This is a genomic window from Abyssibacter sp. (assembly GCF_964229365.1).
Taxonomy (GTDB): Bacteria; Pseudomonadota; Gammaproteobacteria; order Nevskiales; family OUC007; genus Abyssibacter.
On record NZ_CAXRDQ010000072.1, the window covers coordinates 33,233 to 49,061 of the forward strand.

Genomic DNA, 15,829 nt, shown 5'->3' on the forward strand with positions numbered 1-15,829 from the left:
ACGGAGACGACCATGGCGACGATCGAGTTCTTCTGGGACCCGGTGAGCCCATACACCTATCTGGCATCCACTCAGTTGCCGGCGCTGGCGGCCGACTGTGGCGCGACATTGGCCTATCGCCCCTTGTTGCTCGGCGGGGTGTTTCAGGCCACCGGCAATCGCCCGCCCGCAACCGTGGTCAACAAGGGCCGTTACATGATGGCGGATCTGCAGCACTGGGCGCAGTTCTACGGTGTGCCGGTCACGCCTCCCGAGAATTTTCCCGCCAATTCGGTACGGGCACTGCGGGCGGCGCTGGTCGCGGATGAACTCGGTTGTGGTGATGCTTTCGCGCTGGCCATCATGCAGGCGTATTGGGGGCAGGGGCGTGATATTTCACAGCCGGATGTACTGGCGGATGTGGCCCGCTCCGTAGGCTTCGAGCCCGACCAGGCATTGGCCGCCAACGACCGTCCCGAGATCAAGGCAAAGCTCAAGGCGAACACCGAGGAAGCCGTCACCCGCGGCGCCTTTGGCGCGCCGAGTTTCTTTGTTGACGACGTGCTGTTCTGGGGCAATGACCGTCTCGATCTGTTGCGTGCCCATTTGACGCGCGCAGCCGCTTGACCGCGCCGGCTCCTACCACCATCGCGTCAACCGGGGCGCGGTCTGCCGTTTTGCGGATCCGCGGCCTGCGGTATCACTTCTGGCAATGGGGCGACCCGGGCAAGCCGCTGTTGCTCTGCTGCCACGGCTGGCTGGATACCGGAGGTAGCTGGCAGTTCGTTGCCGAGCAGCTGGCCAGCGATTTTCATGTGGTGGCGCTGGACTGGCGCGGGTTCGGCTACAGCGAATGGCATGGTGACCACTACTGGTTTCCTGACTATGTGGCTGATCTCGATGCCGTGATCGACGCGCTCAGCCCCGATGAGCCGGTGTTACTGGTTGGCCATAGCATGGGTGGGCAGATCACGAGCCTTTACGCGGGCGTTAGGCCGCAGCGCCTGGCGCGGCTGGTGTTGCTGGATTCGCTGCTGCTGCCCGACATGCCGCCCGAGCGGGCGCCCAAGGCTCTGGGCGAGTGGCTGACGGCCGTGCAGGACCCGCCGGCGCAGCGCGCCTATCCGTCGTGCCAGGAACTGGCCAGCCGCATTGCGCGGCGCAATCCCCGGCTTACCCCAGAACGCGCCCTGTCCGTGGCCCGCGTCTGGGGACGGTCTCGCGGCGACGGGCAGATCGAACTGCTTGCCGATCCACGTCACCACACGCATAACCCGGTGCTTTATCGCGCCTCGGAGTCATATGCGGTGTGGAAGCAGGTCACCGCGCCGACCTTGTTCCTCGATGCCAGCGATTCCAAGCTGCGAAAAATGGCCGGCGAAGAGGAACTGGCGCGCCGTCGCGGCTGCTTTCGCGACCATGAGCACAGGTTCATCGACGACTGCGGGCACATGATGCACCACGATCAGCCTGAGCTGGTCGCGCAGGGGATACGCGATTTTCTTGGCGATTTCGTCGTCGGGTAGCCGCGTAAATACGCGGTTTGCGGTGCCGCCAGCGCACCCCTATCCTCGTGGTGGCTTGCTAATCAGTTTTCGACACGCCAAGCCGGTCCGGTGATTCGGTACGAACAAACCGGCGCTCGGCGTTGTCCGCACTACTAGGCACTTGGCTGTTTTTTGTCACGGTATCGTCGTGAACGGTCGCCAGGTTCCTCTGCTGGGGTTGCGCTGGTATCCGCACCAATCGGATCGCGACTCCCGATTCACTGACAGGAGGTCGAAATGAGCACGCTACTTTGGCTGCTGGTCTTCATCGTCGCCGCTACGGCGCTGGCTTATCGCAAGACTTCGCTCGCCACATCCACGGCGGTGATCGGCGCGTTGCTGCTGGTGCTGTCGATTTTTGGCGACGTGGCCTGGGGCTGGTTGCTGCTGTTCTGGTTCATCTTTGCCGGCATCGCTGCCGTGCTCAATGTCGCCTCGCTGCGCAAGCCGTTGCTGACTGCGCCGGCGTTCAAATTCTTCAAGAGCGTGTTGCCCGAAATGTCGGAGACCGAGCGCGCGGCGCTGGACGCCGGCACGGTCTGGTGGGAAGGCGACCTGTTCTCCGGCCGCCCCGACTGGCACCGCCTGGCCGCGTTGCCCCGGCCACGGCTATCTGACGAAGAGCAGGCCTTTCTGGACGGTCCTGTCGAGGCCTTGTGCGGCATGCTCGACGACTGGCAGATCGTGCACGAAGACGCGGACCTGTCTCCGGAGGCCTGGGCGTTCATCAAGAAGAACAAGTTCTTCGGCATGATCATTCCCAAGCAGTACGGCGGCCTGGAATTCTCGGCCGTGGCTCACTCGGCCGTGCTGGCAAAGGTCGCCAGCGCCGGCGGGACCACCGCCTCATCGATCGTGGCCGTGCCGAATTCACTGGGGCCTGCCGAGTTGCTGCTTCACTACGGCACCGAGGAGCAGAAGGATTACTACCTGCCACGGCTCGCGACCGGCGAGGAGATCCCCTGCTTTGGGCTGACTAGTCCCTATGCCGGCTCGGACGCCGGCTCGATTCCGGACATGGGTGTGGTCTGCGAAGGCACCTGGAAGGGCAAGAAGACACTGGGCATGCGCCTGACCTTCGACAAGCGCTACATCACGCTGGCACCGGTGGCGACCGTCATCGGCCTCGCGTTCAAGCTTTACGACCCCGACCACTTGCTGGGTGAACAGGACGACCTGGGCATCACCTGTGCCCTGGTGCCTCGCGACACCCAGGGTGTGGAGATCGGCAAGCGCCATTATCCGCTGGCCGCGCCCTTCATGAACGGGCCGATCCGCGGCAAGGACGTGTTCGTGCCGCTGGATACCATTATTGGCGGGCAGCAGAACGCCGGCCGTGGCTGGCGCATGCTGATGGAAGTGCTGTCGGTGGGCCGCGGCATTTCGCTGCCGTCAGGCAGTTCCGGCGGTGCGTCGCAGGCTGCCTTCGCCACCGGTGCCTACGCGCGGGTTCGCAAGCAGTTCAACGTGTCGATCGGTGAATTCGAAGGTATTCAGGAGGCGATGGCCCGTATCGGTGCCCGCGCCTATGCCTGCGACTCGGTACGACAGATCTCCGCGCTGGCCGTGGACCTGGGCGAAAAGCCGTCGGTGTCGTCCGGCATCGCCAAGATGCATGTCACCGATCTTTCCCGTCTCGTCGCCATCGATGCGATGGATGTGCATTCGGGCAAGGCCGTGTGCATCGGACCCAAGAACATCATCGCCAACGGCTACCAGAGTGCCCCGGTGGCCATCACGGTCGAAGGCGCCAACATTCTGACCCGCAGCATGATGATCTACGGCCAGGGCGCCATCCGCTGCCATCCCTACGTGCTGCGGGAGATGGACGCGGTCGCTGACGATGACAGCCAGCGTGGCCTGGATAACTTCGACACTGCATTCATGGGGCATCTCGGCCATATCGGTTCCGCCAAGGCGCGCTCCTTCGTGCTGGGACTCACGGGCGCCCGGCTGGCCAGCGCGCCGGTGAGCGGTCCGACCGCGATCTACTACAAGCGCCTGGCGCGTTACAGCGCGAACCTCGCATTGCTATCCGATGTGGCGATGGCGCTGCTCGGCGGCAAGCTGAAGTTCCGCGAGAGCATTTCCGCCCGTCTGGGCGACGTGCTCTCCGCACTGTTCATTGGCAGTGCCGTGCTCAAGCGCTACCAGGATGACGGGCGGCCGGAAGAAGACCTTCCGCTGGTGCAGTGGATGCTCGACGACCTGTGCCACGGTATCGAGAACCGCCTCGACGGGGTGCTCAATCATCTGCCCATGCGGCCGGCGATGTGGGCGCTGCGTGTCGTGATCTTCCCGTTGGGGCGACGTGCCCGGTCTGCCAGCGACGACAACAACCGCGCGGTGGCCAAGTTGATGATGACGCCTGGCGCGTCGCTGGACCGCCTGGCCCACGCCGTCTACCAGCCGCAAGACGTCAAGCATCCGCTCGGTGTGTTGCGCAAGGCACTAACCGCCGTGATCGAGACCGAAAAGCTGGAGTACAAGCTGGTCAAGGCATACAAGGACGGTGATCTCAAACATCCGCATCCCCGCGAGCGGATCGACGAGGCCCGCGCGGCAGGTCTGATCTCCGCCGAAGAGGCGAAGATCCTGATCGAGACCTGGGATCTGGTCGCCGAAGTGGTGGAGGTCGACGAGTTCACGACGGAAGAAATGCGAGCGGGCCGTTCGGAGCATGCTCGTGCCGATCAGGGACCGGGTTCTTCGTCGGCCAGCGGCCAGGCGCCTGCCCGGCGCAAGGCCAGCACGGCGCGGGCGAAATCGACGTCCAAGGCCGCCGCCGCCAAGTCCGCCAAGGCCACATCGCGCACCACCAAGCGATCGACGACCAAGGCATCGGCAGCCAAGACGTCGACTGGCAAGGCATCGACCAAGCGGGCCAAGGCCGCCGATGATGCAACACCGGATACCTCGCCCGAGACCAGCGAATCGACCTGACCCCAGACCGCGGGGCGCCTGGGCGCCCGACGCATGCAAGGACGCCTGACGGATGGAGCGACAATTCGAAGCCCTGCGCCACGGCGCCTACGATTTGCTGGTCATCGGCGGCGGTATTTACGGTGCGTGGACAGCCTACGATGCGGCATTGCGAGGCTATCGCGTCGCGCTGGTCGAAAAGACCGACTGGGCGGCTGGAACCTCGTCGGCGTCCAGCAAGCTGATTCATGGCGGCCTGCGCTATCTGGAGCATTTCAACTTTGGGCTGGTGCATCACGGCCTGACCGAGCGCGCCACGCTGACCCGGATCGCACCGCATGCGGTGGACCCGATTCGCTTCGTCATCCCCAAGTACGACGGTGATCGCGTGTCCAGCTGGAAGATGCGGCTGGGCCTGGTGCTCTATGACCTGCTGGCGGGCAAGGGCCAGCCGGTGGCACCGCATGACCGGTTCAACGCCGACGAATTGCGTAGCAGCTTTCCCTACCTGTCGACGGACGGCTTGATTGGCGGTTTTTCCTACGGCGACTGCCAGGAGGACGATGCCCGCGTCACCTTGGAGGTGGTCGCCGCAGCGCAGATGGCGGGTGCGGTCGTCGTCAACCACGCAGCGGTTGAGGAGTTGATCCGTCTCGATGACCGCGTGATCGGAGCCCAGGTTGTCGATCGGATCAGCGGCAATCGGACTGCGGTAAAGGCCCGGTTGACCATCAACGCCGCGGGGCCATGGGCGCCCGCGTTGGCCGGGGGGCGGCCTACGGTTGGGGCCTACAAGCTCATCAAGGGCGTGCATCTCATGATGCCGGGCCTGCCCGGACCCAAGGATGCGTTCCTGCTCACGGCTCGATCCGACGGCCGGGTGTTCTTTGTCATCCCCTGGTACGACCACACCATCATTGGCACGACCGAATCCGATTACGAGGGCGACCTCAAGGATTTGACGGTTTACGAGGATGAGGCGGAATACCTGCTCGACGAAGCGAATCGGGCGATGAAAGCGGCCAACTGGACCCGGGCCGACATCCGTGGGTGTTTTTCCGGCGTTCGCACCCTGATGGGCGGCTCCGACGGGTCATTGTCGGCCGTGTCCCGTGATTTTCAGGTGCGTAAGCCTGCGCCCGGGCTCTGGATGCCCATCGGCGGCAAGTACACCACCGCGCGGGGCGACGCCGAAGAGCTGGTCGATGCCGCGCGTGGCGACCTGGGCCCCGCACGTCGCTCGCGTCGTACGCATCAACAACCGCTGGCCTGGGCGCCGAGTGGCGACATCGGCGCCTGGCGGGCCGAGGCTGAATCCGATGCGCGAGGTCTCGGTGTGGACGAAAGCGCCGCGGCCTGGCTGGTCAAACGCCATGGCAGCCGCACCGATGCCGTGCTGGACCTGATCCGCGCCGAGCCGACGCTGGCCGAGCGGCTCCACGCGCAGACGCCGTTTGTCCGCGCCGAAGTCGTCTTTGCCGCCAGCGAAGAAATGGCCCTCACCCTGGCCGATGTGCTGCGCCGCCGGCTTCCCGTGATGCTGATGCTGCCACCGGATCGAGCGGTGGCCCGGCTTGCCGCCGAGCTGATGGCGCCGGTGCTGGGCTGGGATAAAGCCGAGACCGAGTCGCAGTGCGTGGATGCCTTGAGCCTCTGGCCGACGATCGCCCCGCGCTCGTAGGGACGGTCTGACCAAACAAATCGCGTTCCCTCCGCATGGGCATGCACGGGAACCGGCTCTATCGCAGGGGTGGTTCTGCCTGCGCATCCCCTGCCTCGGCGATCGGCGGCTATTGAGACCGTCTCAACGGCCATTTCACGGCTCAGTCTTCACGCTGCATTGACGTGGCTGCCCGCAGAATCTCGCGCCCCGGTTGAGGACATGGCCGGACACAAGATTCAAATGGTGCAACGGAGGACTTCCCATGAAGCACTGGCTCGCCAGCGCGCTTGCGCTCGGCCTTTTGGCTGGGTGCAGCGTCGACAACGAGGCTGAACAACAGCCCATCAATGAAATTGCGCTGTCTCTCTTCGACCCGGTGGCCGCCAGCGCCGTTGTGCCGTTTCCGATTGACGCCTTCTTTTCCGGATTCGTCGACCCGACGCTGAACGTGCCGAATGGCTCGGGTGCGCCGTTCGTCACCGCCGGCAACGAAGTCGATGGCTTTTCCACGTCCAGTGCGATCTTCACCGACCTGCTGGGGACGGTGGACTTCAGCACCACGCCGCAGGGTGTGATCGTCATCAATACGAACACCGGTGCACCCCTGGTCCCCGGTATCGACTATGTGATCGAGGATTATCCGGCACTGGACGATGCCGACGGTGTGCCGATTAACGCCAAGCGCACGCGCCTGCTGATTCAGCCGCTGCGCCCGCTGGCACCAGAAACCCGTTACGTCGTGGCCCTGACCCGTGCGCTGCAGAGCGAGGCGGGTTATCCGGCCGAGCCTTCGGCCTTGTTCGAGATTGCCGCCAGCGCGAGCCCGGTGTCCGAGCAGACGGCTCCAGCGTTAACGACGCTAACCGAAGGGCAGAAGGAGACGCTGGAAGCCCTGCGCCAGCAGGTGATCCGGCCCACGGTGGAAGGATTGAGCGCTGCCGGCATTCCGGAATCATCGATCGTGCTGGCATGGCCGTTCACGACGCAGTCCATTGGCAAGAGCCTGGCGGCTGTCGATGCGGCGGCGACGGCCGCTCCGCTGGGCGTGCAGGCTGTACCGAATGGCGCTGGCGGTACATTGAATACCGGCAACCTCGGCCTCGGTCTGCCGCCGGTGGCCGATATCTACGCGGGCACGTTCCAGACCCAGTACTACCTGCAGGCGCCCAGTGCGGAGAATCCGACGGGGCCGTTATCCGGGTTCTGGCAGGCCGATCCTGCGCAGCCGGACGTGAACACCCTCTTTCTTGGCCAGGTGCCGTGCGGCGCCTTTGCGCAGGGCGTGATGTTGCCGGGTAGTTCGCAGCCGTTGCGACCCAGCGTGAGCACCACGACCTGCTTCCCGGTACCGGTTGCCCAGAGCACTCAGACCATTCCGGTACTGGTGACCGTGCCGAATGCGAACAGCGGCCGCAGCATGCCGGACGACGGCTGGCCGGTGGTTATCTTTCAGCACGGCATCACCCGCAATCGCACCGATATGTTCCCGGTGGCGCCGGCGTTGGCGGCAGCGGGCTTTGTGGTCATTGCCATTGATCACCCGCTGCACGGCATCACGCCGGACTCCAGCGTGGCCGGCTTCCGGCTGCCCGGTGTCTCCGAACGCAGCTTCGATGTGGACTACGTCAACAACGACACCGGCGCGCCAGGCGCAGACGGTCAGGTTGACCCGTCCGGCGAGCACTTCGTGAATCTGGCCAGCCTGCTGACCGCGCGCGACAACATTCGCCAGTCGGTGGCCGATCTAACCCGCCTGTCCAAGTCGGTGGGTCTGCTGGATTTCGACGGCGATGCGCAAACCGATGAAATCGACGAAAGCAACGTGTCCTTCGTCGGCCATTCACTGGGCGGCATCATCGGCACCACGCTGCTGGGTGTGAACTCGACCATCGGTCCGGCCACGCTGGCCATGCCCGGCGGCGGCATCGCCAAGCTGCTGGATGGCTCGCTGGCCTTCGGGCCAAGCGTTGCGGCCGGTCTGGCGGCGGCCGGCTTCAACGAGGGCGGCGATACCTTCGAATCCTTCCTGCGCTTTGCGCAACTGGTGCTGGATACGACCGACCCGATCAATCATGCGGCGGCAGCCCGGGCTGGGCATCCGATCCACATGATCGAGGTGCTGGGTGATCAGGTGGTTCCCAACAACGTGCCGGCCGGGCCGATGACCGCCAGCAATGACCGGGTGACCATCGCCGGACCGCTCAGCGGCACCGATCCGCTGTACATGCAGATGGGCCTGGACGTGATCGACAACGTCGACCCTGGCGTGACGCAGACGCAGATCCTGTCCCTGGAGCCAGGCGGTGTCGGCGCGGTCGTGCGTTTCGCCGCAGGTGATCACGGTTCCATTCTCGATCCGACAGCCTCGCTGGCGGCCACCACGGAAATGCAGACCGAGATGGCGCAGTTCCTGGCCACCGGTGGCGCCTGTCTGCCCGTTGGGCAGGCCTGCAGCTTTGTTGCGCAATAACCGCCGGTTTGGCAGGAGACATCACATGACACGCAATTACTTCATATCGCGCGTGCTGGTCACCGGCGCGCTGGCGGGGCTGGCGCCCGCCGCGGTGGCGGCCGGTTTTGAGCTGGGAGAAGCCAGCGTTCGCATCGATTCCCAGTTCTCTACGGGCTTCGCAGTCCGTATGGAAGAACAGGACCGCAACCTCATCGGTCGTGCCAACCAGACCGCCGACGGCCAATCTGGTCTGGCGTACTCGACCAATGGCGACGACGGTAACTTGCAGTTCGACAAGGGCGATGTATTCGCCGCCCCCAGCAAGCTGACCTCGGACCTGTCCTTCAACTGGGGCAACTTCGGTGCGTTCGTCCGCGGGACCTACACCTTCGATTGGGTTCTGCATGACGAGGATTTTCTCGATCCGGCTGACCACGAAGGGCCGCCGGACGACACATTGACCCCGGCCGACCTGGCTGCGCGACGCGACGTCATCCAGGACCAAGTGGGTAATGACGCCGATCTGCTCGATGCCTATGTTTATGGCGATTTCGACATTGCCGGCCGCTACCTCGCGGTCCGTCTGGGCCGACAAGTGCTGAACTGGGGTGAATCCACCTTTGTGCAGAACGGCATCAACAGCCTGCTGGCGGCCGACGTAAACCATTTGCGCGTGCCCGGTTTTCAGCTCGAAGAGGTCTTCCGGCCGGTGGGCATGGCCTGGGCGTCTACCGACGTGACGGACAACGCTTCGCTGGACCTGTTCTACCAGCTGGAGTGGCGGCCGACGGTCACGGATGCCGTCGGCACCTACTTTGCGACCAACGACTTCGCCGGGCCCGGCGGGCAGACGGCACAGATCGGATTCGGACGGGCACCGGAAAATGCATCGCCGCTGACGGTCTGCTCCGATGGATCGCCTTGCGTGCCGTTTGGTGCTGCGATCACGCGTCTACCCGATCGTGAGGCGAAGGATGGCGATCAGTTCGGCGGAGCGCTGCGTATGTATTTGCCGGGGCTCAATGATCTCGATCTGAGTTTTTATGCGGCGAACTACCACAGCCGCCTGCCGCTGGTATCCGGACGTTCCCGCCCGACCGGAAACTCCCCCTCCTCGGAGTCGGGTTACCGGCTGGTCTACCCCGAGAACATCAAGCTCTACGGCCTGTCGTTCAATACGACCATGTGGGGCGGTATCGCCGTGCAGGGTGAGGCCAGCCGCAAGGATGACCAGCCGCTGCAGATCGACGATGTGGAGCTGCTGCTCGCCGGCCTTGGTGTATCGAGTCAGGTTGCGCCCATCCAGGGCTCAGCCCTGGGCGGTCAGGAAATCGTTGGCTATCGCCGTTACAGCGTGAATCAGGTCAACCTGGGACTGACCAAGATCTTCGGCCCCTGGTCCTTGATCGGCAGCGATCAGGCGACGATGGTGCTGGAAGCTGCGGGCATGCATGTCGAGGACATGCCGGATACGGACGAACTGCGCCTGGAGGCCCCGGGGACCTACACCCCGGGCGACGCCGCCACGGCGGCTGCGTTGGGCGTCCCGCAGCAGATCGGTGGCTATCCGACGGCCTCGTCGTGGGGTTATCGGCTCGCCACGCGATTAACGTACAACAACGTGTTCAATCGCTTCGTCATGGAACCGGCGATCCTGTGGCAGCACGACGTGAACGGAACATCGCCCACACCGCTGACCAGCTTTGTCGAGGGGCGCCAGCAGATCAACTTGGTGCTGAACACGCGTTATCTCGACCGTCTCGAATACGAGATTGGCTACACCGTTTATCAGGGTGCGAAGCCATACAACCTGCTGGGTGACCGCGACTTTCTGCAGATGGTGGTGAAGTACAGCTTCTGATACTCGTTTTTCCAATAACTTGGGGCGCATACAGCGCCCCATTTTTTTGCGGGGAGCCGGGCACCGCCGTAGGCTTGGATGCTGCGATGGCATGAGCCCAGGGAGGGGATACATGCGCTATTCAAAGCTGTACGCCAGCGAAGCCGGAACGATTCTCGCGATTGAGGAATCCGAGGGCGCTGAAGCCCTGGTGCGGGATGTTGATCTGCCGCGGGTGATGTTTGCGGGGCGCTCTATCCCGGCGCACGTGGCGCAGGCCTACCTCAACGAGTACGGCGGCAAATGGATGCGGGCCGATGGCGTTCACACGTTCCGCGCCAGCCCGGTCAAGACCCCCAAGCCGACCGCCGATGGCCTGGCGGAGCCCACGGTCACGATGAGCTGGAAGACGCCCTAGCGCTGTTCATCCGCCGGCTCGTCTTCCGCTGGCGGCTCGCGTAGCTCGATGTCCTCGCGCTCCCCTAAAAACCGCGGCTGCTTGTCGAGGAAGAACAGGTCGAGCACGGCCTTCACCCGAGCCAGAATCTCGCGAATTTCAGTGCGCCGGGAGCGCCGCCGGGGAATCGTCGGGGCGGCGTAGGCCACGGCGTCCAACCCGAGGTGGCGGGCGATGAACACGGCTCGATAGGCATGAAACCGTTGCGTGACCAGCGTCAGCCCGTCGAGGCCGAAGACCTGCTGTGCCCGCACCACCGAGTCCAGCGTGCGAAAGCCTGCGAAGTCCAGAGTCATGTCAGCCTTGTCCACTCCCAGGTCCGCCAGCGCCTGGTACATCGCACGGGGTTCGTTGTAGCGATCACTGGGATTGGCGCCGGAGAGCAGCACATGGCGCAACGCGCCGCGCTTGTACAGCAACGCGGCGGATTCCACTCGCCCGCGAAAATGGGCATTGGCGCGGCCTTCCCGGCTCCACGGGCTGGTGCCGAGTACCAAGCCGACGTCGCGCGCCGGAATCGCCGTCGGGCTGTCGTAGATCGCCGATCGTGTGCTCTGGATCACCCAGACATTGCAGGCCAGGACGAAACCCGCGAGGGCCGCCAGCACAATGATCAGAATGAGCAACATGCGTCTTTTCACTGCCGGACAGTGTAAGGCCCTGGCGCCGCTGGCTTCGCGCCTTGTCTACGTCGCATGGACGGGCGGGCGGCGCTCCGCCCAGGGCATCGCCTGCTCGAGCTGGCGGGCAAGCTGCAGCAGTGTGGTCTCGTCGCCGAACTGACCCGCGAACATCATGCCCACCGGCAGGCCGGCGTCGTTCCAGTGCAGGGGCAGGGAGATGGCGGGGTCCCCGGTGACATTCGTGACCGGCGTGTTGGGGATGAAGCGGAAGATGTCCTGCGCCATTTTTTCGATCAGGCCGGAGCGCTTGGCGATGCCGGCCAGCGGCAGGCGGTTGAGCGCCTGGATGCCGAACTTGTCGGCACCGGATGGTTGGTACTTGCCGATCTTGAAGGGCGGCTCGGCCAGGGTCGGTGTCAGGAACACATCGTAGCTCTGCAGCCAGCGGGCGTAGAGCCGCGTCTGCCATTGCAGTTCGCGCAACGCCAAAGCCAGGTCATCTGCCGTGAATGCCGCGGCGAGCCGGACCAGGGCGGCGGTGGTGGGCTCCAGCTCACCCCGTTTTGGCTCGCGGCCGAGCTTGCGGGAAAAGTCCCGTACATCGGCGGCGGTTTCGGCGACCAGCAGCACGATAAAGGCTTCGACAAAGGCGGAACGGCTTAGCGGCGGGTGGTCCGAGTTCACCGTGTGTCCCAGGGCCTCGAGCTGCTGCACCGTCTTGTCCAGACCGGCCAGGCAATCGGGGTGCATGTCATCACCGAGCATCGGCTGACCGCTGACAGCAATGCGCAGCGGTCGTACCGGAGTATCCAGCGCCGCCAGGTACGCTTCGGGAGGCGGCGGCACCTGGTAGGGATCGCCGGGCTCGGGGCCGCTCAAGGCATCCAGCGCGGCGGCCGTGTCACGCACCGTGCGCGACAGCGGCAACTCGATGGCGCAACCGAACCAGATGTCGCCCCGCGTCGGACCGGCCGGTGTGCGACCGCGGGTGGGTTTGAGTCCGACCAGCCCGTTGCAGCTGGCAGGAATGCGGATCGACCCGCCGCCATCACCGCCGCCGGCCATGGGCACCAGCCCCGCGGCAATGGCCGCGCCGGTGCCACCACTGGACCCGCCCGGCGTGTGGGCCGGATTCCACGGGTTGCGGGCCGGGCCGAACAGCGCGGGTTCGGTAAAGGGCGTCAGACCGAACTCCGGCGTATTGGTCTTGCCGAAGATGTTCAGGCCGCTGCGCTTGTAGCGCACGACCATATCGCTGTCCTGCTCCGGCACGTAGTCCTTGAGAAAGCGGCTGCCGGAACTGGTCGGTGCGCCTGCGTAGTCGGACAGCAAATCCTTGATCAGAAACGGCACGCCGGCAAACGGCCCGGTATTCAGTGGTTGGGCGACCCGCGCGCGCGCGTCGTCGTAAAGCGTGCCAACGACAGCATTGAGCTGCGGGTTGATGCGCTCCACGCCGCGGATCGCCGCTTCCAGCAGTTCCGACGCGCTGACCTCGCCCTCGCGGATCATCTGGGCCAGGGTGAGGGCGTCTCCATCGGGCAATGCGTCCATGTTCGGTCTCTGCGGCAGCGCGGGGTAGGGACCGTAGCGACCCGCATCCGACTCGGCAACCAGCGCCGATCACCATGCCAACGATGGCAGCCATGTATGGACCGTGCCGGGTCGCGAATCCGCGGCGGCTTCGCTTGCACGCGGTTCGGTAAAGGCGAACTATTCACCGCGTCGAATTCAATGCCTGAACTATGAAGCTGACCCTGGACGCATTGCGCGTCATTGATGCGATCGACGCAACCGGCAGCTTCGCGGCCGCCGGCGACGCCTTGTTCCGGGTGCCGTCCGCGATCACCTATTCGGTGCGCAAGTTGGAGGAAGACCTGGGCGTCACCGTCTTTGACCGCTCCGGCCGTCGGGCGAAACTCACGCCGGCGGGCCGCGAACTGCTGGAGCGCGGCCGGCGTTTGCTGGCCGATGCCGAAGGCCTCGAAGACCACGTGCGCCGCATGGCGACAGGCTGGGAGACCGAGCTGCGCATCGCCGTGGACGACATTCTCGGCGCGGCGCGTCTGATGCCGCTGCTTGAGGCGTTCTATGCAACGGCCTGCCAGACACCGCGCATCCGCTTGCTCACGGAAGTCTATGGTGGGCCGACCGACGCGCTTGCCGACAACCGGGCGGATCTCGCCATCGGTGTCACGGGCGAGTTGCCCCAGCAGCCGCCACTGCGTTCGATCACGCTGGGTTGGGTGCCGTTCGTATTTTGCGTTGCCGCCGATCATCCGCTGGCGGAGCACAGCGAACCCATCTCCACGGATCACCTGCGCGCCGTGCGTGCGGTGGTGGTCAGCGACACCTCGCGCACGCTGCCGGGCCGCTCCAGTGGGTTCCTGCCGGAGCAGGACGTATTGAGCGTGCCCAGCCTGGCGGCCAAGCTCGACGCGCAGGTCCGGGGATTGGGCGTGGGATTCCTGCCCACCTGTCTCGCCCAGCCCGAAATCGACGCCGGCCGGCTGGTTCAACGGGACGTCGGCATTCAGCGCGAGCCCGCGTTGTTCAAGCTCGTCTGGCGCGCCGATCGGGAAGGGCGCGCGCTGGACTGGTTTGTCCGTAAACTGACGTCTTATGAACCGATTACTGATTTGCTTGATCCCGTGTCTGCTGCTGGTCAACCCGGTCCCGACACGAGCGAATGATGCCGTTGCCGCTTCCATCGGCGAACTGCTGGCGTATTACTTTTCCATCGAGGAGTACGCCAGCGTCTGCCGTGTTCATGCGCGTTCGGCGGCGCCGGGCGTCGAAGGTGCATTCGAAACCTGGGATGCCCGCAACCGCGCGCTGGTCGACGAACTGCAGAACCGGTTCGCCAGACTGGTGGCCGACGACCTGAAACTCGAATCTCTGGACCCGGTGGTGCAGAACGAGGTGGAGCGTAACTGGCGTGCCACGAGAAACGCCGCCGCCGCCTTCCAGCGGCAACAGCTTGCGTCGCTGGAAACCGGGCAGCTACGCGGCGCCTGTCAGCGTCTCAACGAATCCCTGCTCACGGCGGCATCGGATGTTGATCAATCGAACCAGCAGGCCTGGGAGACCGTCTTCTTCCGCGTGCCAGCGACCGAGTCGACCATCCTCGGAACCTGGGCCACCGAAGAAGACTGTGTCGGCGAGCTGTGGACCGTCCGCGCTGACGGCTCGGACCAGGTGTCGTTGCAAAGCGAGACGGTCACCTACGGATACAAGGGGCGCTGGTCTCTGGCTCGCGGATTGTTCCGGTCCACCGGCGTGGAGAACTCCGGTGCCAGGGTCACGCTCGTCGGCAATACGATCCTGGATCGCACCGGGCGGTTGCTGACGCTGGAAGTCACCCACCAGACCGTCCAGCCCCCCGGTGAAAGCTTGCAGACCACCCCGGCAGATGAGCTGTACACCGTGACTTACGAACGTTGCCCGCAGGGCATCCAGGTCACCCATCTGCAATTCGACGAACGCAATCGTCGCCCGGATCAGAGTGCGGCCCCCGAGCCGGCTCCGGCCGAGGACGACGAGGACACATTTTTCTATGCGCGGCAGCCGATTGATGAAAACACTGATGATTCCGGCGACGTTTCTCGCCGGCCTAATCGCCGCTAGCGCCTGGTTTTCGCTCAACCAGGAACCGCCGGCACCACCGCCGATGCCGGAGCGTCCGGCCATCGATGCGGAAATCGCCAAGCTGACCGAGTCCATGTACGTCGCGCGCCAGCTCGATGTCGGTGAAACCGAGGCCGCGCGCGACTATCTGGCGCTGTCCATGGATCTGGACATCCTGTCGCTGGCGGAACAGCTTGACGGCCTCAACCCCCAGCGCCGCGCTGCGGCCCTGAGCGTGCTCGCCGAGATACACGACTACCGTGCGAACTACCCGTCAACGATTGAAACGCGGGAATCGGAGCGGCAGCAGCAGGCGTTCGAAGCGATGCGGGCGGATGTGGATGCAGTGCTGGAGCGGGCGGCGGAGTTGGCGCCGGTGGGGCGGTTGCAGTTCTAGTGCCGAGGCGGCAATCGCCCGGCCTGGGATGTACTAGTGCTTGTTGGAATGCGCGAATCTGGATTTCGGCCTGACGGCCGAGCCCCTTTTGCGCGCCCAAAAGGGGCGGAAAAGGGCGGATGCCACCGCTCAGGTCGGCCTGCCTACGGCGTGACGACTGCCCTGCGATGCTCGCCACCGGCGGGCGGGCCGAAACTCGCCCGCTACGCGGCCTCAAACAGCCGGCCCGCTTATTCCGCCGGCGTCTGCGCGTCTCGGCTGAGCAGAAGGCACGGAAAACCCGCTTTGCTTGAAGTGTGGGGTTTTAGGTCCCGCTTGAACG

The 15,829-nt window shown here is 64.8% G+C and carries 12 protein-coding genes; 10 read left to right on the plus strand and 2 right to left on the minus strand.

Translation table 11 applies throughout. The annotated features are described in order from the left end of the window. Nucleotides 1-12: 12 nt before the first annotated feature. From ACE1EY_RS12120 to ACE1EY_RS12150, 7 genes are all read left to right on the plus strand, one after another. Nucleotides 13-606: a 2-hydroxychromene-2-carboxylate isomerase gene (locus ACE1EY_RS12120; RefSeq protein WP_291514828.1), complete on the plus strand. Its 594-nt coding sequence runs from the start codon at nt 13-15 to the stop codon at nt 604-606. Nucleotides 607-656: 50 nt separating this feature from the next. Beyond that, nucleotides 657-1,505 carry an alpha/beta fold hydrolase gene (locus tag ACE1EY_RS12125; protein WP_291514829.1) on the plus strand — a complete coding sequence of 283 codons (849 nt, stop codon included), beginning with the start codon at nt 657-659 and terminating at the stop codon, nt 1,503-1,505. Between the two features lie 258 nt (nt 1,506-1,763). Next, nucleotides 1,764-4,469 carry an acyl-CoA dehydrogenase gene (locus ACE1EY_RS12130; protein ID WP_291514830.1) on the plus strand — a complete coding sequence of 902 codons (2,706 nt, stop codon included), beginning with the start codon at nt 1,764-1,766 and terminating at the stop codon, nt 4,467-4,469. 52 nt (nt 4,470-4,521) lie between these two features. Beyond that, complete coding sequence (locus ACE1EY_RS12135; protein ID WP_291514831.1) at nt 4,522-6,129, plus strand: glycerol-3-phosphate dehydrogenase/oxidase; 1,608 nt, start codon at nt 4,522-4,524, stop codon at nt 6,127-6,129. A gap of 244 nt (nt 6,130-6,373) precedes the next feature. Then, the gene (locus tag ACE1EY_RS12140) at nt 6,374-8,581 is read left to right on the plus strand and encodes an alpha/beta fold hydrolase (RefSeq protein WP_291514832.1); all 2,208 of its coding nucleotides are present in this window, start codon (nt 6,374-6,376) and stop codon (nt 8,579-8,581) included. Between the two features lie 25 nt (nt 8,582-8,606). Further along, nucleotides 8,607-10,424, plus strand: coding sequence for a DUF1302 domain-containing protein (locus ACE1EY_RS12145; RefSeq protein ID WP_370300272.1), 1,818 nt, complete (start codon nt 8,607-8,609; stop codon nt 10,422-10,424). 112 nt (nt 10,425-10,536) lie between these two features. After that, nucleotides 10,537-10,821, plus strand: a complete 285-nt coding sequence (locus ACE1EY_RS12150) for a hypothetical protein (RefSeq protein ID WP_291514835.1) — start codon at nt 10,537-10,539, stop codon at nt 10,819-10,821. Here the strand turns inward: ACE1EY_RS12150 and ACE1EY_RS12155 are convergent. Beyond that, complete coding sequence (locus ACE1EY_RS12155; protein ID WP_291514836.1) at nt 10,818-11,489, minus strand: ElyC/SanA/YdcF family protein; 672 nt, start codon at nt 11,487-11,489, stop codon at nt 10,818-10,820. The two genes, ACE1EY_RS12150 and ACE1EY_RS12155, sit on opposite strands and share 4 nt — an antisense overlap. Nucleotides 11,490-11,546: 57 nt before the next feature. Further along, a complete protein-coding gene (locus ACE1EY_RS12160) occupies nt 11,547-13,037 on the minus strand; it encodes an amidase (protein WP_370300273.1) in 1,491 nt (496 codons plus the stop codon). 191 nt (nt 13,038-13,228) lie between these two features. On the opposite strand from ACE1EY_RS12160, the gene ACE1EY_RS12165 reads away from it, so the two are divergent. The 3 genes from ACE1EY_RS12165 to ACE1EY_RS12175 are packed head-to-tail and all read left to right on the plus strand — an operon-like array spanning nt 13,229 to nt 15,507. Then, the gene (locus ACE1EY_RS12165) at nt 13,229-14,176 is read left to right on the plus strand and encodes a LysR family transcriptional regulator (RefSeq protein ID WP_370300274.1); all 948 of its coding nucleotides are present in this window, start codon (nt 13,229-13,231) and stop codon (nt 14,174-14,176) included. Next, complete coding sequence (locus ACE1EY_RS12170) at nt 14,106-15,110, plus strand: hypothetical protein (protein WP_291514839.1); 1,005 nt, start codon at nt 14,106-14,108, stop codon at nt 15,108-15,110. Before ACE1EY_RS12165 ends, ACE1EY_RS12170 begins: the two co-directional genes overlap by 71 nt. After that, entirely contained in the window at nt 15,058-15,507 is a 450-nt protein-coding gene (locus tag ACE1EY_RS12175; RefSeq protein ID WP_291514840.1) for a hypothetical protein, read from the plus strand. Before ACE1EY_RS12170 ends, ACE1EY_RS12175 begins: the two co-directional genes overlap by 53 nt. The last annotated feature ends 322 nt before the right edge of the window (nt 15,508-15,829 follow it).